Annotated in this window: 24 protein-coding genes; 17 read left to right on the top strand and 7 right to left on the bottom strand. The window is 61.7% G+C overall.

Annotation, left to right across the window (positions count from 1 at the left end; translation table 11 throughout):
• Positions 1-402: aldehyde dehydrogenase family protein (locus EOA38_RS04105; protein ID WP_127298529.1), on the top strand; the 402-nt coding region annotated here is incomplete at its 5' end.
• An 8-nt stretch (positions 403-410) separates the two neighbouring features.
• Positions 411-1226, top strand: coding sequence for an alpha/beta hydrolase (locus EOA38_RS04110; protein ID WP_127298530.1), 816 nt, complete (start codon positions 411-413; stop codon positions 1224-1226).
• 103 nt (positions 1227-1329) lie between these two features.
• On the opposite strand, the gene EOA38_RS04115 is transcribed toward EOA38_RS04110, so the two are convergent.
• Together EOA38_RS04115 and EOA38_RS04120 are read right to left on the bottom strand one after the other, a co-directional pair.
• Positions 1330-1554: an ATP-binding protein gene (locus EOA38_RS04115; protein ID WP_127298531.1), complete on the bottom strand. Its 225-nt coding sequence runs from the start codon at positions 1552-1554 to the stop codon at positions 1330-1332.
• 40 nt (positions 1555-1594) lie between these two features.
• Positions 1595-2494 carry a LysR family transcriptional regulator gene (locus tag EOA38_RS04120; RefSeq protein ID WP_127298532.1) on the bottom strand — a complete coding sequence of 300 codons (900 nt, stop codon included), beginning with the start codon at positions 2492-2494 and terminating at the stop codon, positions 1595-1597.
• 115 nt (positions 2495-2609) lie between these two features.
• On the opposite strand from EOA38_RS04120, the gene EOA38_RS04125 reads away from it, so the two are divergent.
• Genes EOA38_RS04125 through EOA38_RS04140 form a run of 4 tightly spaced genes read left to right on the top strand, consistent with a single transcriptional unit; the run spans position 2610 to position 6339 of the window.
• On the top strand, positions 2610-3692 hold the full coding sequence (locus EOA38_RS04125) for a 4-oxalomesaconate tautomerase (RefSeq protein WP_127298545.1): 1083 nt from the start codon (positions 2610-2612) through the stop codon (positions 3690-3692).
• Between the two features lie 45 nt (positions 3693-3737).
• Positions 3738-4739: an ABC transporter substrate-binding protein gene (locus EOA38_RS04130; RefSeq protein WP_127298533.1), complete on the top strand. Its 1002-nt coding sequence runs from the start codon at positions 3738-3740 to the stop codon at positions 4737-4739.
• A gap of 12 nt (positions 4740-4751) precedes the next feature.
• Positions 4752-5582, top strand: a complete 831-nt coding sequence (locus tag EOA38_RS04135; protein ID WP_126090786.1) for an ABC transporter ATP-binding protein — start codon at positions 4752-4754, stop codon at positions 5580-5582.
• Positions 5566-6339 (top strand): ABC transporter permease, encoded by a 774-nt coding sequence (locus EOA38_RS04140; RefSeq protein ID WP_127298534.1) that lies wholly within the window; start codon positions 5566-5568, stop codon positions 6337-6339. Before EOA38_RS04135 ends, EOA38_RS04140 begins: the two co-directional genes overlap by 17 nt.
• A gap of 226 nt (positions 6340-6565) precedes the next feature.
• On the opposite strand, the gene EOA38_RS04145 is transcribed toward EOA38_RS04140, so the two are convergent.
• The 4 genes from EOA38_RS04145 to EOA38_RS04160 form a co-directional block, all read right to left on the bottom strand.
• Complete coding sequence (locus EOA38_RS04145) at positions 6566-7537, bottom strand: acetylxylan esterase (protein WP_127298535.1); 972 nt, start codon at positions 7535-7537, stop codon at positions 6566-6568.
• Between the two features lie 216 nt (positions 7538-7753).
• On the bottom strand, positions 7754-8851 hold the full coding sequence (locus EOA38_RS04150) for a polyamine ABC transporter substrate-binding protein (RefSeq protein ID WP_126090787.1): 1098 nt from the start codon (positions 8849-8851) through the stop codon (positions 7754-7756).
• Between the two features lie 135 nt (positions 8852-8986).
• Positions 8987-11362 carry an aminotransferase class III-fold pyridoxal phosphate-dependent enzyme gene (locus tag EOA38_RS04155; RefSeq protein ID WP_127298536.1) on the bottom strand — a complete coding sequence of 792 codons (2376 nt, stop codon included), beginning with the start codon at positions 11360-11362 and terminating at the stop codon, positions 8987-8989.
• 173 nt (positions 11363-11535) lie between these two features.
• On the bottom strand, positions 11536-12432 hold the full coding sequence (locus EOA38_RS04160; RefSeq protein ID WP_189434462.1) for a LysR family transcriptional regulator: 897 nt from the start codon (positions 12430-12432) through the stop codon (positions 11536-11538).
• A 300-nt stretch (positions 12433-12732) separates the two neighbouring features.
• Here EOA38_RS04160 and EOA38_RS04165 point away from each other — a divergent pair, with 300 nt between their 5' ends.
• The 5 genes from EOA38_RS04165 to ggt all read left to right on the top strand — a co-directional run bounded on the left by EOA38_RS04165 (position 12733) and on the right by ggt (position 17425).
• The gene (locus EOA38_RS04165; protein WP_127298538.1) at positions 12733-13401 is read left to right on the top strand and encodes a GntR family transcriptional regulator; all 669 of its coding nucleotides are present in this window, start codon (positions 12733-12735) and stop codon (positions 13399-13401) included.
• 65 nt (positions 13402-13466) lie between these two features.
• Positions 13467-14318, top strand: a complete 852-nt coding sequence (locus EOA38_RS04170; protein WP_126090791.1) for a transporter substrate-binding domain-containing protein — start codon at positions 13467-13469, stop codon at positions 14316-14318.
• Positions 14319-14392: 74 nt separating this feature from the next.
• Entirely contained in the window at positions 14393-15106 is a 714-nt protein-coding gene (locus EOA38_RS04175; protein ID WP_127298539.1) for an ABC transporter permease, read from the top strand.
• Positions 15103-15795, top strand: a complete 693-nt coding sequence (locus EOA38_RS04180; RefSeq protein WP_126090793.1) for an ABC transporter permease — start codon at positions 15103-15105, stop codon at positions 15793-15795. Before EOA38_RS04175 ends, EOA38_RS04180 begins: the two co-directional genes overlap by 4 nt.
• A gap of 37 nt (positions 15796-15832) precedes the next feature.
• Positions 15833-17425: a gamma-glutamyltransferase gene (gene ggt, locus EOA38_RS04185; RefSeq protein ID WP_127298540.1), complete on the top strand. Its 1593-nt coding sequence runs from the start codon at positions 15833-15835 to the stop codon at positions 17423-17425.
• A 285-nt stretch (positions 17426-17710) separates the two neighbouring features.
• Here the strand turns inward: ggt and EOA38_RS04190 are convergent, their stop codons facing one another.
• Positions 17711-19213 carry a PLP-dependent aminotransferase family protein gene (locus EOA38_RS04190; protein WP_127298541.1) on the bottom strand — a complete coding sequence of 501 codons (1503 nt, stop codon included), beginning with the start codon at positions 19211-19213 and terminating at the stop codon, positions 17711-17713.
• 571 nt (positions 19214-19784) lie between these two features.
• Here EOA38_RS04190 and iolE point away from each other — a divergent pair.
• The 6 genes from iolE to EOA38_RS04225 all read left to right on the top strand — a co-directional run.
• Positions 19785-20729 (top strand): myo-inosose-2 dehydratase, encoded by a 945-nt coding sequence (gene iolE / locus EOA38_RS04200; protein WP_127298543.1) that lies wholly within the window; start codon positions 19785-19787, stop codon positions 20727-20729.
• Positions 20726-21823, top strand: coding sequence for an ABC transporter ATP-binding protein (locus tag EOA38_RS04205; protein ID WP_126090797.1), 1098 nt, complete (start codon positions 20726-20728; stop codon positions 21821-21823). Before iolE ends, EOA38_RS04205 begins: the two co-directional genes overlap by 4 nt.
• A complete protein-coding gene (locus EOA38_RS04210; protein WP_126090798.1) occupies positions 21820-23133 on the top strand; it encodes an extracellular solute-binding protein in 1314 nt (437 codons plus the stop codon). Before EOA38_RS04205 ends, EOA38_RS04210 begins: the two co-directional genes overlap by 4 nt.
• Complete coding sequence (locus EOA38_RS04215; RefSeq protein ID WP_127298544.1) at positions 23133-24038, top strand: sugar ABC transporter permease; 906 nt, start codon at positions 23133-23135, stop codon at positions 24036-24038. The genes EOA38_RS04210 and EOA38_RS04215 overlap by 1 nt, the downstream gene beginning before the upstream one ends.
• Entirely contained in the window at positions 24035-24853 is an 819-nt protein-coding gene (locus tag EOA38_RS04220; RefSeq protein WP_126090800.1) for a carbohydrate ABC transporter permease, read from the top strand. The genes EOA38_RS04215 and EOA38_RS04220 overlap by 4 nt, the downstream gene beginning before the upstream one ends.
• A gap of 61 nt (positions 24854-24914) precedes the next feature.
• The coding region (locus EOA38_RS04225; protein ID WP_189434465.1) for a Gfo/Idh/MocA family oxidoreductase at positions 24915-25185 on the top strand (271 nt) is incomplete at its 3' end.

Below are 25185 nucleotides of genomic sequence, written 5' to 3' on the forward strand. Positions count from 1 at the left end.
GGCGCGAAGGTTCTGTGCGGCGGCGCGATCGCTGAAGGCAGGGGATTTTTCTACCCGCCAACGGTGCTGAGCGAGGTACCCGCCGACGCTGCCATGGCCCATGAGGAGATATTCGGTCCCGTGGCACCGGTGAGCCGCTTCGAAGATGAGGCGGAGGTCATCGCAAAGGCGAACGACACCGAATACGGCCTTGCCGCCTACATCTACACGCGCGACCTGGCGAAGGGCATGCGCGTGGCATCGAAGATCGAGTCCGGCATGATCGCGCTCAATCGCGGCCTGATGTCGGACCCCGCCGCGCCCTTCGGCGGCGTCAAGCAGAGCGGGCTCGGGCGTGAGGGCGGCCAGAAGCACGGCATAGCCGAGTTCATGGAGGCGAAATACATCGCCGTGACGATGTGAGCAGACAGATGGCGAAAGATCCATTCCGTATTCGCGATCACGTCCCCGAGTTCGACGACATCGTCGCCGAGATCGTCCGCAGAAGCGCGGAGACCAGGGCGAAAGTTCCGATGGCCGCCGACCTCGCTTACGGACCCGACCCGAGGGAAACCGTCGATCTGTTTTTCCCGCAGGGCAAAAGCGATCGCCTGGCGGTGCACATCTTCATCCACGGCGGCTACTGGCGCATGTTTTCCAAGCGCGACTATTCCTACGTCGCGGACACTGTTACCAACGCGGGGGCGATTGCCGTCATCGTAGGCTACGCACTGATGCCGACCGTGAGAATGGCGACGATCGTCGATCAGGTACGCCGCGCGAGGCAATGGATACATGACCACATCGCGAGCTACGGCGGCGATCCCGACCAACTGACGGTAAGTGGCCATTCCGCTGGTGCTCATCTCGCGACGATGCTTTTTGGCGAGGACGGCCGGCCATCAGGCATCAAAGGCGCGCTGCTGCTGGGGGGTATTTACGATCTAAGGCCGTTGCAGGAGTCGTTTCTCGCTGCTGAGATCGCGATCACCGACGACGAGGTCGAGCGGTTCTCCCCGATAAATCATCGCTTCGATCCTTCAGTGCGCGTCGAGCTATCCGTTGGAGCTGATGAAACGCCGCCGTTCCACAATCAGGCGGCCACGCTTGCGGAGCGTTTCGAACGGCAAGGGCTTGCCGTCTCGCGCACGAGCCTTGCAGCGGCAAATCACATGAGCAGCGTCCGCGACCTTGGCTTGGGTGGCACACCGGCCGCTGCATTGTTGGCTCGTCTGTTGACCGTGTGAAAGGCCACAAAGGCCGGCTCGCCCAATTCAGCTCTTCAAGTCCGAACTCACGTGACGCCAAACATATCCGGTGTACTGCGGGCAACACTCACATCTGGAGAGGTCAGACGAATCGGCTGCCAGGCATTGTACCGGCGAGATCAACTCTGCTTGGCGCATCCTTGGGGCCGGCTGCCGTCAGCGGCAGCCGAATTTCTATGATGGTGCCGCCCTCGGGTTCGGAACGGGCCAGAGCATCGCCGCCGTGAGCCCGGGCGATCCCGCGAACGACGGAGAGGCCCAACCCGGTACTTTTCCGCAGGCGGTACCGACTCCTTTCTGGCCGCATAAGGCTTCTGGTTTTACGGCTGGCGATTTCCTAGCGCCTCTCAATCACTGCCCCATAAACCTATCAGCATCTTAAGGAATCGCTCTGCCGCAGGCGACAAGGTGCCGCCGCGACGGCGAACCACGCCGATCGTGCGTGATATCTCGGGATTGCGGATTGGGCGGGTGATCAGAAACGGATGGTCTTCTCCCGGGGTTGCCATTCGTGGCAGAACGGAAATCCCGAGGCCTGCCTCCACCAACCCAAGGGAGGTGGACAGATGGGTTACCTCGTAGAACCAGCGAAGCTTGATGTTCGATTTTGCCAGCGCCGCGTCGAGCAGCGTTCTGTTGCCGCTTGATCGATGAACCGTGATCAGATGATAGGGCTCTAGTTCCGCCCAGCCGACCGATGGTTTGGCAGCCAGAGGGTGATCCTTGCGCGCTGCAAGCACAAATGGGTCTTCCGCGAGCCGATCAAAGGTCAGGTCCGGATCCGACGTGCCCATGATGTTTATGCCGAACTCCACCTCACCGCGCGCCACGGCTTGAAGACCGTCGGTCGCCGGCAAGTCGAGGATGCGAAAGCGGATGTTCGGGTACTCCTCATTGAACTGCCGGATGGCGGTCGGCAGGAAGTAGAATGCCGCAGTGGGGAGGCACGCGATCGTCACCAATCCACCTCGGTTGGTTCCAACGTCACGAACAGCAAACAGAGAGCCGTCAAACTCCTCCAGCATGCGTCGCACGAGCGGCACGAGTTCTGTACCGAGAGCCGTCGCGGATACGTGCCGGGTTGTCCGTTCCAAAATGGGCGCTCCGATCGACTGCTCCAGTTTTTGAATGCGGCGGCTCAACGCGGGCTGTGACAGATGCAGAGCTTCGGCCGCGCGATGAAAGCTCTCCAACTCTACGACGCTCAGGAAGGCTCGAAGGTCAAGGATCTCGCAATTAATGCTCATTTTGCATCAATCCTCCGATTCTTAGCATTTCACAAAATAAATGTGTTTTCCAATAATTGGATCAAAGAGCGCCGATTAATACGGCGATGACATAATTCTGATGCAAGCACAAGCGATGAATGACCTGTTGGCGATCCCTTGCGTTCTGATGAGAGGCGGCACCTCAAAAGGCCCGTTCTTCCTGGCAAACGATCTTCCTGCGGACGCTATCGAGCGGGACAAGATCCTCCTGTCAGTTATGGGCTCGGGTCATCCGTTGCAGATAGACGGCATCGGTGGCGGCAATCCGGTCACGAGCAAGGTGGCCATCGTCGGGCCTGCCAGCATTCCAGGCGCCGACGTGGATTATCTGTTTGCGCAGGTGCGGGTCGACCAGCAGATTGTCGACACCTCCCCGAACTGCGGCAACATGCTGGCTGCGGTCGGCCCGTTTGCCATTGAAGCTGGACTTGTCCCGGTTCGTGGAGAAACGACGCTCGTCCGGATCCATAACGTCAACACCAGCAAGCTGATCGAGGCCGAAGTTCCCACTCCAAACGGCAGCGTCTCCTATCTCGGTGAAGCTGCCATTGACGGCGTGCCCGGCCGTGGAGCGCCGATCGCATTGACCTTCATGGACGCGGCGGGAGCTCGTACCGGGCGGCTTTTTCCCACCGGCAAGCCAGTAGACTTGATCGATGGTGTGGCTGTCACCTGCATCGACTGCGCAATGCCGATGATGTTGATCGAGGCAGACTCGGTCGGCGCAACCGGCTTCGAACCAGCGGCTGAACTCAATGCTGATAGGGAATTGCTGGGACGGCTGGAGAAGCTTCGCATCGCTGCCGGCGAACGGATGGGCCTTGGGGATGTAAGCAATCAGGTAACGCCGAAGCCGGTGCTGATTTCCCGGCCAAAGTCGGGAGGCGACATCAGCGTGCGGTATTTCATGCCGCATCAATGTCACCCGTCGCTCGCAACCACGGGCGCCGTGGGGATCGCCACGGCCTGTATCAGCCAGGATACTGTCGCTTCGCTTCTGATCGGCAGGCGGATCCCTCCAGTCGTGCTTTCCATAGAGCACCCAAGCGGCCACCTGGACGTCAAGCTGTATGAAAGGGACGGCAAAGTCGTCGCCGGAATCCTTCGCACCGCCCGCCGGCTGTTCGAAGGACATGTATTTGCAAAACCTGTCCCGCAACTGGGTTGCGCGGCATAATAACCGTGGCCGCCGGGAGGGCGCCACCAACAGGAGGAGAATATCATGCGCAAGCTCATGCTCGCCCTCGCGGCAACCGTCGTGTTTGCCGGTTCCGCATTCGCGGATCCGGTCCGCATCAGCGTCGGCTCTTACAATCTCAACAATCTTCCCTTTCCGGTCGCCCAGGGGCTTGGCCTTTATGAAAAGGAAGGCCTGGAGGTGACCGTCGAGAACTTCGCATCGGGCGGGTCGAAGACGCTTCAGGCCCTTGTTGCCGGCTCGACGGATATCGCCGTAGGCTTCTACGACCATACGATCCAGATGCAGGCGCAGAAGAAGGCTGTCGTGGCGTTCGTGCAGCTCGCCCGCAATTCCGGGCTCGTGTTGGCTGGCGGCAAGAACAGCACTTTCGACCCGGCAAAACCGGAAACGATCAAAGGCGCAAAAATTGGGATCACCTCGCCAGGCTCGTCTTCCGATTTCTTCGTCCGCTATTACTTGCAGCGCAACGGCTTGTCCGCGAACGACGTCTCGCTGATCGGCGTGGGCTCCGGGTCTGCCGCCGTCGCGGCCCTTGAACAGGGCAAGGTCGACCTCCTCGTCAACTACGACCCGGCGGCAACCTTTATAGCGGCCAAGGGCGTCGGCAAGATCCTGATCGACGGTCGCAGCGACGAGGGAGCCAAGGCGATCTATGGCGGGATTTACCCAACCTCCGTCCTCTATGCCACACAGAGCTATATCGAGAAAAATCCGGAGACCGTCCAGAAGGTCACGAATGCGACGGTCAAGGCGCTCGAGTGGATGAACAGTCACTCCGCGGAAGAGATCGTCGACAAGCTGCCGAAGGAGTTCATCTCCGGCGATCGTGAAACCTACGTCAAGGCGGTAGAGAACGCGAAGGCGATCTTTTCGAAGGACGGGCGCATAAATGAGGAAGATATCAAGACTCCGCTCGCAGTCCTAAAGAGTTTCAATGAAAAAGTCGCTGAGGCTGAGATTGACCTCAAGAAAACCTACACGAACGAGTTCGTCGACAAAGTCCCGAACGTCGCCGCCAACTGACAGGAGGAGGTCATGGCATTGGCCGTAGTGAAAACCGTATCCCCGACGAACAGTCCGCATCATGCGAAGCCGATGGTTTCCATCGACAAGGTCACCATGTCCTTTGGCGCCTATGTGGCCGTGCAGAATGTGAACTTGGCTGTCGCCGATGGCGAGTTTCTTGCGATCGTTGGGCCGACCGGCTGCGGCAAGAGCACGATTCTTAACGCGATTGCCGGGCTGCTGAAGCCCTCGAGCGGAACTGTCGCGATTGAGGGTCAGCCGGTACGCGGGATCCAAAACGATATCGGCTATCTGTTCCAGCAGGATGCACTGCTTCCTTGGAAGACTGCGCTCGAGAATGTCGAACTTGGCCCCATGTTCAAGGGCACAGGCGCTGCCGAACGGCGCGAGCAGTCGATGAAGTGGCTGGCGAAGGTTGGCCTGAAGGGCTTCGAGCATCGGTACCCGCATCAGCTTTCCGGCGGACAGCGCAAGCGCGTGCAGATGGCGCAGGCACTGATTACCGGCCCCAAGGTCATCCTGATGGACGAGCCTTTTTCGGCACTCGACATCCATACCCGCCACCTGATGCAGAATGAGCTGTTGCGGCTTTGGCAGGAGCAACGGCGCGCCGTGGTGATGATCACGCACGACCTTGAGGAGGCGATCGCTCTCGGGGATCGGGTCGTGGTGCTTGCCGCCGGACCGCGCTCGCACGTGATCGACAGCTTCCCCGTCGATCTCCGACGCCCCCGCGATGTCGCTGAAATCAAGCTCGATCCACGCTTCATGGATCTTTATCGCAACATCTGGTCATCGCTGCGCAGCGAAGTGGAGAAAAGCTATGAACGCCACGACTGAACGCCTCATCCAAGTCGTACTGCTGGTGGCAATTGTCGGCGGCTGGCAGCTCGGTGTCGCGGCGGGCATCATCGACGTCTTCTTTTTCCCGGCTCCGGTCGACATCCTCAAGCAGGTGGCGTCCTGGGTGGTGGACGCCAGCTTCTATAACCATGTGGCCATCACCCTGACGGAAACCGTGCTCGGCTATCTGGTCGGGACAGCACTCGGCGTGGCAGCAGGCGTCTGGCTCGGCCTCAGTCGTTCGCCAGCGCGCATTCTGGATCCTTTCATCAAAGGCTTGAACGCGATCCCTCGCGTCGTGCTTGCACCAATCTTCGTACTCTGGCTCGGCCTCGGTCTCTGGTCCAAGGTGGCGCTCGCCGTGACGCTGGTGTTCTTCGTCACTTTCTTCAACGCCATGCAGGGCGTTCGTGAAGTGAACCCGGTTGTGCTGTCTAACACGCGCATTCTCGGAGCCAAGCGGTCGGACCTGCTTCGTCACGTCTACTTCCCGGCGGCTGCAAGCTGGATTCTGTCCTCATTGCGCACTTCGGTCGGCTTTGCCGTCGTGGGGGCGATTATCGGCGAGTATCTCGGTTCCTCCGCCGGGCTTGGCTATCTGATCGCTCAGGCGGAAGGCAATTTCGATGCGGTCGGCGTCTTCGCAGGCATCCTGATCCTCGCGATCTTCGTCCTGATTATCGACAGCATCCTGGACGTCGCCGAGAAGCACTTCATCAAGTGGCGACCGAGCGCTTCCGAACGGCCTGCGTGAGGATCATTAGCGGCAACCGAGAAGCTTGTTCACAAGCGCTCTCCCTCCCAGCCAAAGGAGGGAGAGCGCAGGCATTCTGCGCACTCTCTGGGTCCGAAACTGGGAACGATGGTGGAACGCAAGAAAGGCCGCCTGCTCCACGCCGGACAATTGGGATGCACTTGACCGGCGCGGGTCTGCGACGCGAAGGTGCCTGGAACCCGCGAAACGTCCTGGTCCGCTCACTTCAGCCGACACCGAACAGCTCGCTGAGCCACGCCATCTGTTCGCGCTCCTGGTAGCCTTGCCCGCCTTCGTGGTTGTTGAATTCGTACTCTACGATGGTCTTTTCGCCTGCGTAGGCATTGAACGCGCCATAAACGGTAGAGGGCGGGCAAACTTCGTCCATCAGGGCCACCGAAAACAGCGCCTTCGCTTTGGACTGCCGGGCGAAGTTGACGCAGTCGAAATAGGAGAGCGTTTCAAAGACTTTCGCCTTCTTCTCGCGATGTTGCGCCAAGAAACGAACGATTTCCAAATAGGGATCGCGCACGGCAGTCCCCAAAGCGCGGGGAAAGTCACAAAGAAACGGCACGTCGGCCATTACAGCCTTGACGCGGGGATCGATTCCGCCGACGGCAAGCGAGATGCCGCCGCCCTGACTGTCACCGCAAACCGCGATGCGCTCGGGATCGATGAAGTCCAGCCCTAGGAGAGCATCTATCGCCCTCACGGCATCGGTGAACACGCGCCGGTAATAGTAGTCATTCTTATCCAGCACGCCGCGCGTCATAAAGCCGGGAAAGGAAGAGGTCGAGCCGACCGGATCGGCGGTCTCGCCGACGCTCAAGTCGCTTCCCTGCCCGCGTGTATCCATTCGAAAATATGCAAACCCTGACGCCGCCCAGTGCAGCTGCTCATGCGCCAGGCCGCGACCGCTGCCATAGCCGATATACTGCACGACCAGGGGCAGACGCCCCTGGCGGTGCGTGGGCAGGATCAGCCATCCTTTTATCGGGTGTCCCCCAAATCCCGGAAAGGTGACGTCGAAGGACTGAACCGCCTTGAGCGTTGTCTGCGCCGGAACGATGCTGACCGCGCCGCCGGCGTAGCGGGCCTCAGCGATAGTCGAGGCCCAGAACTGGGCAAAGTCGCCCGGCGTGGCGACTTTGCTGACATAGGCGCCTAGTTGAGGCTGGATCAGATCTTGGAACGGCATTGTTCCTCCCAAATTAAACTAGAGACAAGATCGGCGATTGATATGGATGGCTCCGCATTCGGATCCGAGCGCGAGCGTGGATCTGCGGGTTACCGGTCCAACAGATTCCGGCATCCCCCCATTCTTCCGCGCATGGCCGTCAGGTGGCGGCAGACCTTCACCCAGAGGTGCCGCCGGAAAAAAAATGGGGCGGCGACCGCCCCATCCATGTCCCGTTTAGCTGCCCGTCTTGATCTGGGTCCAGAGGCGGGTGAGTACGCGCTGCTCCTTCGACCCGTATGAAGAAATAGTGAAAAGCTTCTTGAGCGTTTCCTGCGTCGGATAAACTGAAGGGTTCTTCAACACTGATTGGTCGATGAACTTCTGCGAGGCGAGATTGCCGTTGGCTGTTTGGACATAGTTGGTTGACTTGGCAATGACTTCCGGCCGCATCAGGTAGTTGATGAAGGCATGCGCCTCATCGACATGCTTAGCGTCAGCAGGGATCGCAAGGTTGTCGAACCACATATAGGTGCCTTCCTTAGGGATCAGGTATTCGACCTTGACCCCGTTGTTGGCTTCCTTGGCGCGGTTCTTGGCCTGCAGCACGTCACCTGACCAGCCGATGCTGATGCATTTATCGCCGTTCGCCAGATCGTTGATATAGGCAGAGGAGTTGAAGGTGCGGACGTAGGGGCGGATTTTCGTGTAGATGTCACCGCCGGCTTCGAGGTCTTCTTTCTTCTTGCTGTCACCATCCTTGCCGAGATAGTTCATGGCAACGGCCAAAGTCTCCTCGGGCGCATCGACGATATTGATGCCGCAGTCCTTCAGCTTGGCCGCATTCTCCGGCTTGAAGAGCACGTCCCAGCTGTCGATCGCCACGTCGCCGAGAGCTGCCTTCACCTTGTCGACATTATAGCCGATGCCGGTCGTGCCCCACATGTAGTTGACGGCATATTCATTGCCCGTGTCATACTTGGCCAGGCGCGCCATCACCTCGGGCCACATGTTCTTTAAGTTCGGCAGCTTGGACTTGTCGAGTTTCTGGAACACGCCGGCCTGAATTTGCCTGGCCAGAAAAGGTCCGGTTGTAACCACCACGTCATAGCCGGAGCCGCCGGCAAGCAGCTTGGTCTCAAGAATTTCGTTCGAATCGAAGGTGTCGTAGACGACCTTGATGCCGGTCTCCTTGGTGAAATCATCAAGGATGGAACTGTCGATATAATCAGACCAGTTATAGACGTTGACGACCTTGTCCTGCGCCAACGAGACGCCTGCGGAAAACAGGACGGCCGTCATCGTGACCGCCAGTCCGAGTAGCTCCTTCTTCATTCAGGTCCTCCTGTTTGTGGCGCCCGCCATTCTCGTGGCAGGCCGTTGCACCATTCTCGAAGGCAAGGAGAGAGGCGTTGACCTCCCCTTTTGAGGCCGGCCTGGCATCCGTTCTCTAGCGAATGCATGGGGGGCTCATTTGTGCCTTCTCAAGCTGTCATCGAAAGCGCTGACGAAGATGTCGACTTCGTCGCGCGACCAAATCAACGGGGGACGTAGCTTGAGCGTGTTAGGCGTGCTTTTCCCGATGAGGATGTTGCGGGCAAGCATGTTTTCAACAAGCCGCCCGGTCTGTGTGATGGCTGGTTCCTTCGTTTGGCGATCCGTCACCAATTCCACGCCAGTCATCATTCCAAGCCCGCGCACGTCGCCGATTACCGGGTGCTGTTCGGCCAAACGCTCGAGCTCCTGGCGCAGATACTCCCCGATGGCGGCGCTCTGCTTGATCAGGTCCTCTCGCTCAAGGACGTCCAGCACAGCCATGCCGGCCGCGCATGCGACGGTGTTGCCGCCGAATGTGCTGAACAACAGCGGATTGGTGCCATTGAGGAACCGCTTCATCAGTTCCGAGCTGAGAATGACGACGCCAAGAGGGTGGCCATTTCCAACCGGTTTGCCCATCGTTATGAAGTCGACATTGTCGTCCTTGAGCCCGTTTGCCCGGAACCCCCAAAAAGTTCCCATGCGGCCACAACCAGCCTGCACCTCGTCCGCAATGACGAACCCGCCCGCCGATCGGACCTTTTCCGCGACAAGATTGAAGTAGTTTTCAGGCGCCCGCAGCACCCCGCTCGAACAAAGGGCAGTGTCGACCATGAATGCCGCCGGCCTGTGGCCTCTTTCGCGCAGGGCGGCTATCGCCCGGTCCGCATCGGCAGCGTACTTTGCCGCAGCTTGGGGGGCGTTGGCGAAAGGACCCTTGTACATATCCGGGGCCATCAAGATTTCAATCCGTCTGGGATGCTCTTCGGCCGGAAGGTGACGCCAGTTTTCATTGGAGAGCGCGGTCGTGAGCTCGGTGCAGCCATGGTAGGCCTGGTCGATGATCAAACCGCCGTCGCGTCTGCTGAGTGACATGGCGATTTGCATCGCCAGGTCGTTGGCTTCGCTGCCCGAGTTGACGAAGATGCAGGTGTCGAGGTGATCAGGCAGGTCGGCGGTCAGGCGCGCCGCGTATTCGACGGCCACGTCGCACATGTACCGGGTATTGGTGTTCAGCGCGCTGGCCTGGCGGTAGATCGCCTTCGCCACGTGCGGATGGCAATGGCCGATCTGAGGGACGTTGTTGTAGACGTCCAGATATGCGGTGCCATCGGCGCCATACATCCAGGCTCCGCGGGCGCGGGTGATGTGCAATGGCTTGTTGTAGAAATGCCATATCGGTCCGAGGTGAGCTTGGCGCTCGTGCCTGAGCACGTCATAGTCAGTTGCGAGATCCCCGGCATCAATGCTCATGGCGCCATACACTGGGAACCGGCACGCCTGACGAAGCCGGTGGACCGCCTGCGCGCGACCTTGGCGGCTGAGCAACTCCATCATCCGAGGGTAGTGGCTGGCGTTGTCGATATGCGGGATGCCGGATTCATCGGTGGCTTCTCTCGCTTCCACGATGACGGTGGCCATGGCGAGGCGCAGGAGCAGCGCATCGAAAAGGAGATCGATCTCATTTTCTTCAAGCGGGTATGTCGAATCGAAACCTGATGCGACGTCGCAAAGGTAGGCGATCGGATCGTCATCGAAGTCCGCGAATGTCTCGGAAGCGGTCACAATGTCCGCGACAATGGAATTGTGGCCCATATCGCCAAAATCGATGATGCCCACCGGCGATGTGCTGTCGTTGGGATCGACCAGGATATTACCGCCATGCGAATCCTGATGCACGACCTGGCGACGCGTCTTCGACAATTGGGGAAGGGTAAAGCGCTCGGCACGCTCGAAGATTTCCTCGCACAATTGCCGAAGCCTGGCGTCCGAGATCTTTGCGATCTGCGGGCGCAAGGCCAGGGCACGTGAAATGTCCCAGAGGTGCACATTGCTGCCCGCGTATGGATGAAAAAAATCGCGCAGCGCATGGGCAAGCCGTCCAACCATCACACCGATGTTGAACCGAGTGGCGGCGGAAAAGGCTTCCTCAACCTGCTCCATGACCTTCCCCGGAAGGAAAGTAAGCACACGCATCATGTGCCGGCAGCCGCGCTCGTCCTCGATCCATTCATATGGGGCGCCAGCGAGGGAGGGCACAACGCGAGGCACCGGCAGGGTCGGATCGCGCTCGCAGATATGGTTCAGGGCTTTGACCTGCATATCCACGACACCTTCAGGTTCGCCTATATTCGATATCTTGACGACGACGTCGCGGCCATCAGTGCCTTCGATCCGCCACGACAGATCGCGCTCGGAAGCCAGTCGCCTGTACGTCCCGTCGATCCCATACCGGGTTGCCACGAGGCGCCTTGTCGCTTCCGGCGAAAAATTAGGAAGGTTGCGAAGCAGAAGAGCGTCCGTGCTCATTCCATACCTTAAGGCCAAATATCGATACCCGACGCGGCGACCACGTCGCAGTTGCACGTTTGGCAGGGAAGTCCGCAGGTGGCATTTTTGCGCTGCGCATCGCCAGCCGTACGAGAGGCTAGACCTCTATCGACGTGGCAAGAATATCATTCAGAGAACGGATACATTGGTTTTTACAAATGCATCCGGTGCGCCCTGATGATCGCGTCGCGCACATAGGCGACATTGGCGGCCTGCTCGCCTGTTCGCGTGGCGACCTCGATATCGGCGGAATAAGCCTCGTCGGCTATGGGAAGTCGGCGAAGACGCCCCTGCTGTTCGAACACGCGGGCAAAATGTATCGGCAGGACCCCGAGGTAGGCGCCCGACAAGACCATCAGAAGCTGCGCCTCAATATCAAAGGCTACCCGGTTCGCGGCGGTGTCGAAGCGGTGACGCCTAATCCCGTACCAATATCCTCTCTCTACCCATGGATGGCCGTAGCATTCCTCACTTGTAATCATCTCGTCATTTCGGCAAAACAAAGGATGAGCCGAACCGCAAAATACCGCGTGCTCCTCTTGGTAGATGATCTGGTATTGCACGCTTGCGACTTTGATGTCGGAGCCGCCTATCCCAATATCTATTTCGTTTTCCGCCACCGCCTTCGTTATATCGTTGGGGCACATGATGTTGAGATCAAGCTCGATTTCCGGCGCAGCTTTGGAAAGCTCGGCAATAGCGTCGGCAAGCCGGAAACTTGGGTCGGTCGTTAAGCAGTCGACAATGCCGACGCCGACCTTTCCCGCCAAAGCGCTTCGAACACGCGAAAGCCGGGCCGAACCGGAGTCCAGCATCCCGGTGATTTCCGTACAGATTTCGTAAACCCGACGCCCTTCATCCGTCAGCGAAAACCCGCGACGGCCCCGTTCACACAACTTCACGCCAAGCCGCTGTTCAAGCGCGGTCAGATGATTGGAGACTGTGGGTTGGCTCAGCGACAGTTCCATCTGCGCTGCGGACATGCCGCCATTGCGGACCACGCTTTCAAAGACACGAAACAGATGGAGATCGGAACCCGATATCTTCATGAAAGCAGATTGCACCAAATGTACTGGTTGGCAATTCCAGCAGACGTAGGCGGATGATGCAGCGTGCAAATGGTCATTTCCGCCGGAGCGTAATCGAGGCGGACGACTTTGTGATTGACCTGCTGGGAACAAACGTACGCCCGCGCCTGCGAAGGAGCGATGATCGCCCTTCCCTTGCCTCATCTCCCGCTCCGGTCCGACCGGGTATTGACGTCGCAACCAAATCCGGATTTGATGATACGTGGATACAAAAATACTTTTGGGTGCCAAGTGCCAGCAGCCTTCTCCGTCGAGCCACGCATGTCCGCCACTGCAGAGGAGGAAGCGTACCGGCATCTCCAGCGGGCGCTTCGCCTAGGTCGTTACAAACCGGGTGACCGGCTCATTCCCGAAGACATCGCGGCCGAGATCGGCATGAGCCGCATGCCTGTGCGGGAAGCCTTTCGGCGCCTGGCTTCCGACGGACTGGTCGTTCTCCGCCCCAATCGGGGGTGTGTCGTGGCCGGCCTCACAGTCGATGAGCTTTACGAGATCTTCGAAATACGTTCGGTTCTGGAAGGACTCGCCGTCAGGCTGGCGATGCCACGGATCGATGAGGAGGCGCTCGAAGAATTCGAGAACCTACTCGATCGCATGGAACGCGCCGGGCAGAGCGGTAGCAGCGACTGGGTGGTCCGCCACCAGGAATTCCACGGCCGTATCTGTGCGTTGAGCCAGAGGCCCAAGCTCATCCACCAGATATCGGCGCTGCATGTGGTCATAGAGCCTTACATGCGCATCTGGTTCGACGATTGTGACAAGCCGCATTCTGCGCGCGAGGAGCATGCCGCCGTGATCGCCGCCTTGCGCTCGGGCGACGCTCTGCATGCGGAACAGGTCATGCAGGATCATATTCTCGGCACGGCACCAATGTTGGCCGAATTCGTGACTCCGAGCCGGGGATCAACGCCGGCAGGAGAAAGGGCCTAAGTCCGGCAAAAAGACCAGAACCGGCCACCGGAACAGCCAGATCAGCACAAGAAAGGGGAACCTATATGAAAATTCATCGCCTGGCCGCCGTCGCGGCCGCATTCGGCATGCTCAGCTTTGTCCAGTCCACATTCGCTGAGGATGCTCCAAAGGCCATAACCATCGCGACCGAAGGTGCCTACGCGCCCTGGAATTTCACCAACGCAGACGGCAAGCTCGACGGGCTGGAGATCGAGCTCGCAAATGATCTTTGCGCAAGGATGAAGGTCAAATGCACCATCATCGCCCAGGACTGGGACGGTCTTATTCCATCGCTGAAGGTCGGCAAGTTCGATGTGATCATGGCCGGCATGTTCATCACACCGAAGCGGCTCGAAACCATAGACTTCACCCAGCCTTATGCGATCGATCCGGGCGGATTTGCAGTCGCCAAGGATAGCGAGCTCGGCAAACTCGGTGTTTCGACTGAAAAATTCAAACTGGATGACGAGGCTGCGTCCAAGGCTGCGATCGAGAAGCTGAAGCCGCTGCTGAAGGGCAAGGTGGTCGGTGTACAGGCGGCCACGATGATGCTCGAATTCCTGAAGAAATACTTCGGCGACACGGTGGAAATCCGCGAATACAAGACGACCGAGCAGCATGATCTCGATCTGGCTGCGGGTCGCATCGATGCAATATTCGCCCAGAAGACAGCACTTGCCGCGACGCTCGCAAAACCTGAATTCTCCGGCTTCACGCTCGCTGGTCCGGGCTTCGTCGGCGGCCTATTCGGCGCCGGAACCGGTGCGGGACTGCGCAAGGAAGACACCAAGCTCAAGGAGATGCTGAACGACGCGATCAGCGCCGCGATCGCCGATGGGACCATCAAACGCATCTCGGAAAAATGGGTGAAGACGGATGTGACGCCGGTCAAGTAAGCGCTGGCGGACCTGCCTGGCGGAGCGGCGCGAGCCGTTTGCGTCGGGCAGCGCGCTGAAAGGCTACGACTTACATGACCAATCCTATGCATATTTTGGGTTTGCAAGAGGGCGGCTGGGGAGCCGCTCTGCTTGTCGCATCCTCTGTTACGCTTGCACTGTCCGTTCTCGGCTTTATCCTCGGCGCCGCCTTCGGCGCCGCGGCGGCGGCCGGTCGGCTCTCGTCCCGCGGCGTCCCCGCTTGGCTCGCCCATGTCTACGGCACAGTATTTCGCGGTGTGCCCGACTTGCTGACGATATACCTCCTCTACTACGGCGGCAGCATCGCCCTGACGCAGATTGGCAAGTTCTTTGGCAGCGCCGGCTTCGTCGGGCTGCCGACTTTTGCAACCGGTGTCCTGGCGATCGGCATCATATCGGGCGCCTATCAGGGAGAAGTCTATCGCGGCGCCTACCAGGCCGTGGATCGCGGCCAGTTCGACGCCTGCAAGGCGCTCGGCCTGTCCCGATCTCAATCGCTGCGCCTCATCATTGTGCCGCAACTGATGCGCCACGCCCTGCCGGGACTCGGCAATGTCTGGCAGCTGGTACTCAAGGACTCGGCACTGATCTCCGTCATCGGCCTCGTCGAACTGATGCGCCAAGCGCAGATCGGAGCAGGTTCGACGCGAGAACCTTTCATCTTCTATATTGCGGCCGCCACGCTCTACTTCGTCATCGCCGCCGTGACCGCTTCCGTCTTCCGTTATGGCGAGGCGCGGGCCTGGAGAGGCATGGTCCACGCGTGATCGACTTCGCCTTCTTTCTCGAGATCATTCCCGTCCTGCTTGCTGGCCTGCCGTTGACCCTGCAGCTCACCGCAGCCTCGATGGGCATCGGTTTCCTAATGGCGTTGCTGCTCGCGCTCGCCCAACAGGGAAATCGCCGGATCGTGGTATGGCCCATCCGTGCCTTCGTTGCAGTCTTTCGCGGAACACCCCTGCTGGTGCAGATCTTCCTCATCTATTATGGTCTCGGCCAGTTTCGGCCGTCGCTCCAGGCGATCGGAATCTGGTGGCTGTTCCGCGAGCCTTACTGGTGCGCCATCATCGCGCTCAGTCTCAATGAAGCTGCCTATGGAAGCGAGATCCTGCGCGGCGCAATAAAGGCTGTGCCGCGCGGACTGACCGAGGCCGCTACAGCCTCCGGCATGTCGAAGCTGCTCACGCTGCGCCTGATTGTGCTGCCTCTGGCCCTGCGCCAGGCGATCCCGAATTACAGCAACGAGATCATCCTCATGGTCAAGGGCACGTCGCTTGCATCGATCATCACGCTGATGGAGGTCACCGGGATCGCGCAGGGGCTTATTTCGCAGACCTATCGCGCCGTCGAGGTCTTCGTGGCCGCCGGCGCGATCTATCTCACCCTCAATTTCACAATCATCTCGGCACTGAACGCGCTGGAAATCCGGCTCACCCCCTATCGGGCGCGGGCCTGAGACATGTCTCGCCGCAATGACGAGGAGAACTAACGAAATGCGCGATTTCGAGAAGCCGACGCGGTCCGTTGCCGTGTCGCGACATGCGATGGCGGCGACCTCGCATCCTTCCGCCACCCTCACTGCACTGCAGATCATGCAAGCGGGTGGTAACGCCATGGATGCCGCCATTGCCGCCTGCGCAGTCCAATGCGTCGTGGAACCGGGCTCGACCGGCATCGGCGGCGACTGTTTCGCGCTCTATGCGCCCAACGGCTCCGACAAGGTCATCGCCTATAACGGGTCCGGCCGCACGCCGGCGGCCCTCACTGCCGACTGGTTCAATGAGCGGGGACTGACGGAGGTGCCACGCCAGTCGCCAGCGGCGGTAACGGTCCCTGGGGCGATCGACGCGTGGATACGCCTGCACGCCGATCACGGCGAGCTCCCCTTTGCCGACGTGCTTGCGCCCGCCATCCGGTTTGCCGGGGAGGGTTATGCCATCACTCCCCGCGTTCATCGCGACTGGTCCCTTGAACAAAAACTGCTCGCGGCCGACGCCACGGCCGCGCGAATTTTTCTTCCCGGCGGACGGGCGCCGAGGATCGGAGAGGTTCACCGGCAGCAAGAGCTGGCACATACGTTAAAACGCATTGCTGCAGAGGGGCGCGGCGCATTCTACGAGGGGTCGGTCGCCGAGGACATAGTGTCCTATCTGAACGCGCTCGGCGGGCTCCACACGCTGGAAGACTTCGCGAATGCGCGGGGCGAGTATGTGACCCCGGTGACCACCAATTTTCGCGGTTACACGGTCCATGAATGTCCCCCGAACGGCCAGGGCATCATCGCTCTCCTGATCCTCAACATCCTGAACCGTTTCCACGCCAACCGGGACCCGCAGTCGCCCGACCGGCTGCATGTCGAGATCGAGGCGACGCGCCTTGCCTATGCCGCCCGCGACGCCTGGATCGCCGATCCAGATAAGGCGGACGTCCCGGTCGACCACCTGCTGTCCGACGAATTGGCGGACAGGCTTGCCGGAATGATCGACCTGAGCAACGCGCTGACAGACCTGCCGCCCTTCGAAATGCCACTTCATCGCGATACCGTCTATATTTCGGTCGTCGATCGAAATCGGAATTCGGTAAGCTTCATCAACTCCATCTTTGACAGTTTCGGCGCCGGCCTCGTCTCGCCTCGCTCGGGAGTGATCCTGCACAATCGCGGCCAGAGCTTCTCGCTCAAGCCCGGTCATCCCAATCGGATCGGGCCATCGAAGCGGCCGCTTCACACGATCATCCCCGGCATGGTGACGCGCAACGGCAGGGTGGAAATGCCGTTCGGCGTCATGGGCGGCTACTATCAGGCGCTCGGCCATGCCCATCTGATATCCAAGGTCCTCGATTACGGAATGGACCTGCAGGAGGCGATCAATCTGCCGCGCCTGATGCCGACATCGGACGGAACAAGAGTGGAGGCAGAGCATACGATTGACGGTGCGGCTAAAGCCGAGCTCGAACGCAGAGGCTTCACTTTTTCTCCCGCGGATGAGCCGATCGGCGGCGCTCAGGCGATCCGGATCGATTGGGAGAACGGCACTTTGACCGGCGCGTCGGAACCAAGGAAAGACGGCATTGCTCTGGGGATTTAGTGCCCCTGGCTGTTCGCGGTTCATGTATCGAGGTGCAAAAGCAACCCGCAAATTGCTCCGAGCGCCGACTTTGCAAGCAACGCGGCGGAGCAGAATCTGAGCACTCTGCGTCTGCCTGGCTAGCAAACCGGATCATCGGCTAACATCTGTTTCGGCTGTTTTTGGAAGCCGACTTGCCTTCATGTGGCGCGGCGGGCGTGAGGGCGTACGGCGCGCAATCGCATAGGGCGCTCCCCCGCTCCGTCTCGGCGCGCAGCGCCGAGACGGAGCGGGGGCTGCGCTGCCCTATGCGGTTGGCCTGCGACCAGTCGCAGGCGGCATTCCCAGCGTCTCGCGTATCGCCGCCGCCAGCCGCTCCACGCCCTCCCGCGTCTGTGCCGCGTCGCACGCCGCATAGCCCAGCACCAGCCCTTGGGTCGCCGCCGTGTTCTGGAAATATTTCGACAGCGGCGAGACGTTGATGGCCCTCCTCGCAGCAGCCTGGCTGACCTTGATGTCGTCGATGCCTTCCCTCAGATAGCCCACCACCTGGATGCCGGCTTCGGCCGGCGAAAGCGTGATCTCGTCGCAGAGCCTCTCCGACACAATCTCGCGAAAAAGCTGGCGGCGTTGGGCGTAGATGCGGCGCATGCGCTTCAGGTGCCGGCTCATATGGCCTTCGGTGATGAAATCGGCGAGCGCGGCCTGCAGCAGGAGCGGCGCGAACTGGCCCGTGGTGGAGAGCGCGTTGGCGATGCGGCCGGCCATGTCGGGCGGCAGCACCATGAAGCCGATGCGCAGCGCGGGGAACAGCAGCTTGGCGAAGGTGCCGACATAGATGACGCGGCCGGAGCGGTCCATGCTCTGGATCGCCGGCACGGGCCTCCCTTGAAAGCGGTATTCGCCGTCGAAATCGTCCTCGATCACCCAGGCGTTCGCGGTCTCGGCGATGTCGAGCAGGCGCAGCCGCTCCTCCATGCGCATGGTGATGCCGAGCGGATGCTGGCAGGCCGGCGTCACATAGATGAGGCGGGGCGAAAAATCCGGCGCGTCGAGGCGCCAGCCGCGCTCCTGGTCGACCGGGATGGGCAGGATTTTTGCACCGGCCACGGTGAAGGCGGCCTTGGCGCCGTAATAGCCGGGCTCCTCCATCCACACCGTGTCGCCGGGGTCGAGCAGCAGGCGGGCGAGAAGATCGAAGGCGGCCTGCGCGCCGGTGGTGATGACGATCTGCGCCGCCCGGCAGCGCACGCCGCGCGCGGAATAGAGATAGCCGGCGATCGCCTCCTTCAGCGCCGGGTGGCCGGTCACCTCATAGGTGCCGAACAGGGTTTCGCCATGGCTGGCGCGGCGCGCGACCAGCCGGCCCCAGACGCCGAAGGGAAAGCTCGCGTGATCCGGCATGCCGGGATGGAAGGCAAAGCGCCCCGGCGTGCCGTGGTGGCAGGGCTGGCTGAGCAGTTCCTCGCCGCGCCGCGAGGGCGAACGCAGCGGCACCGGCGGCGCTTCGAGCGGGCTCTCGCGCGGGCCGTCGGGCAGGTCGACGATCACCGGGCGGGCGCCCTGGCGGTTCGCGAGATAGCCTTCGGTGACGAGCTGGTCGTAGGCCGAGACGATGGTGTTGCGGCCAAGGCCGAGCTCGGCGGCCAGAGCGCGCGTCGAAGGCAGTTCCGAACCCGGCGCCAGCGTGCGGTTGCGGATGATGGCGACGAGGCCGTGATAGAGCTGGCGGGAGAGGTGCTCGGGGCTCGAGCGGTTCACCGCCAGCATGTCGAGCGGGAAGGCTTGGGGTTTGGGGTGCGGGCGCATGGGTATTAGTCTCTGCGGCCTGCTGGCAGCGGAAGCTTCCGAAAAGCTCGCTTTGCAGCGTCGAGTTCCCGCCAACCCCCCTCTGGCCTGCCGGCCATCTCCCCCGCAAAGGGGGAGATCAGATGTCGCTCCGGCTTTCGCCAATCTCCAGCGCCGTAAGCATGGAACCGCCAGCGCAGCTGCCAATCTCCCCCCTTGCGGGGGAGATGTCCGGCAGGACAGAGGGGGGTGCCTCGCGCCGACGATCGACACTCGGGTCTGGCAGCGAACCTCAGCTCTTCCATATGCCACACCCTTCCATGGTTCTCCCTCCCCATCCTGCCACAGCCGCCGGCCGACTTGAACTGGTTCCTTCATTTTCCGGAAAACTGGCCCTCGCGATGGAGACAGAGCGGCGTAGACTCCAATCGTTGACGTTGGGGTAAGACGTCGAGGCGTTTAGGCAAGGCTCTGGGAGGGCGTCTGGCCAAACGAAAACGGCAGGCTTTGCCTCCTGCCGAAAGCACACGCAGCCATTTCCCTCCCGAAACGAACACCCCACAGCCTTCCGGCCGCGGGCGGAAAGCGAGCAATGACGACAGTTCGACTTGGCATCAATCCGATCACCTGGACCAATGACGACGTGCCGGAGCTCGGCGGCGACACGCCGCTCGAGACGTGCCTCAGCGAAACCGCGGAAGCGGGCTTTGCGGGAACGGAGCTCGGCGGCAAGTTCCCGCGCGAGGCCCGCACGCTCGGCCCCGTCCTCGACCGTTACGGGCTGGCGCTGGTCTCCGGCTGGTATGACGGGCGCATCTGCGAACGCGAGGTGGACGAAGAATTCGAGGCGATCCGCCCGCATCTGACGCTGCTCAAGGAGCTCGGGGCGAAACATGTCGTTTATGCCGACACCTCGCGCGGCCGCCACGGCGCCATCCACGCCCCGATCTCGCAGCGGCCGAAGCTCGCCGCCGACGAGTGGAAGCCCTACGGCGAAAAGATCACGCGGCTGGCCGAACGTTTTGCCGATTTCGGCGTCGGCATGGCCTTTCACCATCATATGGGCACGATCGTCGAAACCGATGCCGAGATCGACATGCTGATGAAGATGACCGGCGAGGCGGTAGGGCTGCTCTACGACACCGGCCACTGCGCCTTCTCCGGCGGCGACCCGGAGCAGCTCTTGCGCCGGCATGTCGGCCGCGTCGTCCATGTCCATTGCAAAGACGTGCGCCCGGCGGTGCTGAAGAAGGCACGTGACACCGACATGAGCTTCATGGGCGCGGTGATGGAAGGCATCTTCACGGTGCCCGGCGACGGCGCAATCGACTATGCGAGCCTGCTGAAAATCCTGGCCGACATGGGCTATGCCGGCTGGCTGGTGGTGGAGGCCGAGCAGGACCCGGCCAAGGCGCATCCGCTGACCTATGCTACAATGGGCTACCGCAACCTGCGCGACCTCGCCCGCAAGGCCGGCTTCACGGTCGACGAGCGGAAGGGCTTGGGAGCAAGCGCGGAGCGGCGGGGAGGGCGATGAGCTCGGTCCTGTTCAAAAGCGTGGTCAAGAATTTCGGCGCGCTCAACGTGCTGCGATCGCTCGACCTCGCCGTGCCGGACCACAAATTCCTCGCCCTGCTCGGCCCGTCGGGCTGCGGCAAGACGACGGCGCTGCGCCTGCTGGCCGGGCTCGACATGCCGACCGCCGGCAAGGTCTTCATCGGCGAGCGCGACGTCACCCGGCTGCAGCCGCGCGACCGCGACATCGCCATGGTCTTCCAGAGCTACGCGCTCTATCCGCAGATGACGGTCGCCGAGAACATCGGCTATCCGCTGTGGATCCGCGGCACGCCGGAGGCCGGGCGAAAGGCCAAGATCGGCGAGGTCGCCGCCATCCTCGAAATCGGCCATCTGCTCGACCGCCGGCCGCGCCAACTCTCCGGCGGGCAGCGCCAGCGCGTGGCGTTGGCCCGCGCCATCGTGCGCGACCCGGCGGCCTTCCTGATGGACGAGCCGCTGTCCAATCTCGACGCGCGGCTGCGGCTCACCATGCGCGGCGAGATCAAGCGGCTCTGCCAGCGCCTCAGCGCCACCACCATCTACGTCACCCACGACCAGGTCGAGGCCCTGACGATGGCCGACCTCGTCGCAGTCATGCATGGCGGCGAGCTGCAGCAGATGGCGCCGCCCATCGACATCTACGACCGCCCGGCAAACCGTTTCGTCGCCACCTTCGTCGGCAACCCGCCGATGAACATCCTGCCGGCTGCGCTTGGCGAGCAAGGCGTGATCGCCGGCGGCAGGATCGTGCCGTTGGAGCGAACGCGGCTCACCCAATGCCGCCTGGCCGAGATCGTGGAGATCGGGCTGCGCCCGGAAGACTGCAGCGTCGCCCAGCCGGGCGAACCGGGCGCGCTGCCCGGCGAAATCTATGTCGTCGAACCGATGGGCAACGAGACGCTGGTCAATGTCCGCCTCGAAGGCGGCAACGTCTCGGTACGGGCCGGCCGCGATTTCAGGGGCGCGGTCGGCGAAAGCATCGGCGTCGCCTTCGACCCGGCGAACGCCTGTTTCTTCAATGCGGCCGGCCTCACCGCCGTCCACAGGGTCAACAGCAATGGGAGAGAGAAATGATGCATTCCAGCAGACTTACTCGCCGCTCCGTCATCAAAGGCGGGCTCGGCCTGGCTTTAGCCACCACGGCCCTCACCACGCTCGGCTTGCCTATATCCGCCAGGGCAGCCGGCAAGAAGGTCATCATCGGCGCCTTCGCCGATGGCGGACTGACGCCGTTCAAGCAGAAGATCATCCCGCTCGCCAAGGAGCAGGGCTTCGACATCGAGTTCCTCGAGGATGAATATGGCGTGACGCTGGAGAAGTGGTTCGCCGACGCCCAGAGCGGCGCCGGCCAGTACGACCTCTATCTGCTCGACGATCCATGGGTGCCGCAGTTCGGCGCCGCCAACGTGCTCGAGGATCTCGGCGCCGGCGGCATCGACGGTTCCGACAAGGACTGGATCGGCTCGATGATCGACATGGGCTACTGGCCGCCGCAGAAAGGGCCGCGCGTCAAGGGCTTCGAAAGCGCCAAGCCGACACTGATCTGCGTGCCCTTCGTCGGCGACCTGCAGACGCTCACCTACCGCAACGACGTCTTCACCGACGGCGCGCCCAAGACCTGGGACGATGTCATCGCCAAGGGCAAGGAAGGAGTGGCGGCCGGCAAGATCAAGTACCCGGTCGTCTTCCGCGGCGTCTCCGGCAACCCCATCGTCACCAGCTGGTATCCGGTCTTCCTGTCGTTCGGCGGCTCCTTCTTCGACGACAAGTGGAACCCGATCTTCAATTCAGCGGAAGGCAAGGCATCGGCCGATTTCTTCGTCGGCACGATGAAGCAGAACGCGCCGAACGGCGTGGTCGAGTTCGACTCCGACCAGGAGGGCGCGGCGATCCTGGGCGGCGATGCCGGCGCTATCATCCAGTATTCGGGCAATGCGCTGAAGGCCGACGATCCCGCCCAGACCAAGGTGGCGGGCAAGCTCGATTTCGGCGTCGTGCCGAAGCAGCAGTCGGCGATCGGCCAGATGGGCATCTTCATCGCAGGCGTGCCGAAATCGGCGCCCAACAAGGCGAACTCGATCGAGTTCCTGAAGTGGTACGTCAGCGCCGAAACCCAGGCCAAGCTGTCGGAAGCGGGCTCGATCCCGGTCAAGCGCAGCGCCTTCGGCATCGCCAAGCCGGGCAACCGGCTGATCCCGGTCGCCCTGCAGCAGCTCGACGCCGGCTCGCTGCCGAGGCCGCGCACGCCGGACTGGGCGAAGGTGGAGGAACTGCTCGGCATCGAGCTCAACAAGGCGCTGCAGGCCGGTTCCGGCGGCGGCGCCGCGCTCGACACGGCCGCCAAGCAGGTCAAGGACTATCTGACCACGGCCGGTTACTACTGATGCGCGCGGCAGCGCAGGCGCGCAAATATCGCCTGCAGGGGGCGGGGCTCGACCTCGCCCTCCCCTATCTCATGCTGGCGCCCGGCCTGATGATCGTGCTCGGCGTGCTCGTCTATCCGCTGTGGGATGGGTTGCGCGCCAGCACAAGAGCCTATCGTTATGGCTCGCCGGTCGCCGATGTCGGATTCCAGAACTATGTGCATCTGTGGAGCGACGGACAATTCCTGAATTCGCTCTGGGTCACGGTGAAGTTCGTCGCGCTGTCGGTATCCTTCGAGGCCGTGCTCGGCTTTGCGCTCGCGCTGTTTTGCCTGCGGGAGTTTCAGGGCATCCGCCTGCTCAGGACCGTACTCATCATTCCGATGGTGGTCACGCCGGTCGTCGTCGCCATCGTCTTCCGCCTGATCTACGCCAGCGACGCCGGCATGCTGACGGCGCTCTCGGAGGCGATGGGCGGCGGCGAGGCGCAGATCCTCGGCAACCCGCTCAATGCCTTCGTCGGGCTCGTCGTGCTCGACGTCTGGGAATGGACGCCGCTGATGTTCCTGATCCTGCTCGCCGGGCTGCAATCGCTGCCGCACGAGCCGTTCGAGGCCGCGCGCGTCGACGGGGCGGGGGCCTGGCGGGTCTTTGCCGATCTCACCTTTCCGATGATGCGGCCGGTGCTGGCGGTGGCGATCGTGCTCAGAACCATCGATGCCTTCGGCACGTTCGACCAGGTCTTCGTGCTCACGCGCGGCGGGCCGGGCGAGGCGACCAGACTGGTTTCGATCTACGGTTACGACACCGCGTTCAAGTTCCAACAGACCGGCTATGCGGCTGCGCTGTTCGTGACCATCGGCCTCGTGGTGCTCGCGCTCGCCTTCAGCGCCATCAGGCTTCTGCGCAGGGTGGATGCGTCATGAGTACCCGTGTGGCGCGCATCCTGACGACGATTTTCGTGCTGGCCGTGGTGCTTTTGCCGATTTACTGGCTGGTCTCGACTTCGCTGAAGTCCAACCGGGAGATAACCCAGGAAGGCACGCTCTACCCGCATGTGCCGACGTTCGACAACTACGTCAGGCTGTTCACCGAAAAGCAGTTCGGCTCCTACCTGACCAACTCGCTGGTGGTGACCTTCTTCTCCGTCGCCATCGCGCTGGTCGCCGGCGCCATGGGCGCCTATGCCATCGCCCGCTTCCGCCTGCCGCTTGCGATGGAGGGCAAGGTTGGCTTGTTCCTTCTGACGCTGCGCATCATCCCGCCGGTGGTCATCCTGATTCCGGTCTATCTCTTGATGCTCAGCCTCGGCCTGCTCGACAGCTGGCTGGGACTGATCGCCACCTACACTGCCTTCAACGTCACCTTCTGCGTCTGGATGATGGAGAGCTTCTTCCGCGAAATTCCCGTCGATCTCGAGGAAGCCGCGATGGTGGACGGCGATTCGCGCTTCGGCGCCTTCCGCCGCATCACCCTGCCGCTGGCCGCTCCCGGGCTCGCGGCGACCGCCATTTTCGCGGTGCTGGTCACCTTCAACGAATTTCTCTTCGCGCTGGCACTGACGGCGACGCCGCGCGCCATGACCATGCCGCGCGGTACCGCGACGCTGATCGGCCGCATCGACACCGACTGGGCCTCGATGTCGGCGGCCGGCGTCATCGGCGCGCTGCCGATCGTTTTCTTCGCGCTCCTGGTGCAGCGCCATCTGGTGCGCGGGCTCACCATGGGCGCTGTCAAATGAGTGCCGCCGGCGAAACATGAACGTGCCATGACAGGCGCGACCTGACAGGAAAGTCGAACGCATGATGGATGTTTGTCTGTTCGGGGTGGGACTGATCGGCCGCGTGCACGCGGGCAATCTCGCCCGTCATCCAAGGGTGCGGCTGCGCTACATCGTCGATCCCAATCGCGAGGCGGCTGCCAAGGTTGCTGCCTTTACCGGCGCCGAGATCGCCGACACCGAGGCGGTGATGAACGATCCGTCGGTGAAGATGGTGTTCATCGCTTCGGCGACGCGCACGCATGCCGAGCTTGCCATGGCCGCGGCGGCGAAAGGCAAGGCGATCTTCTGCG

It is taken from the genome of Mesorhizobium sp. M1E.F.Ca.ET.041.01.1.1, assembly GCF_003997355.1.
Classification (GTDB): Bacteria; Pseudomonadota; Alphaproteobacteria; order Rhizobiales; family Rhizobiaceae; genus Mesorhizobium.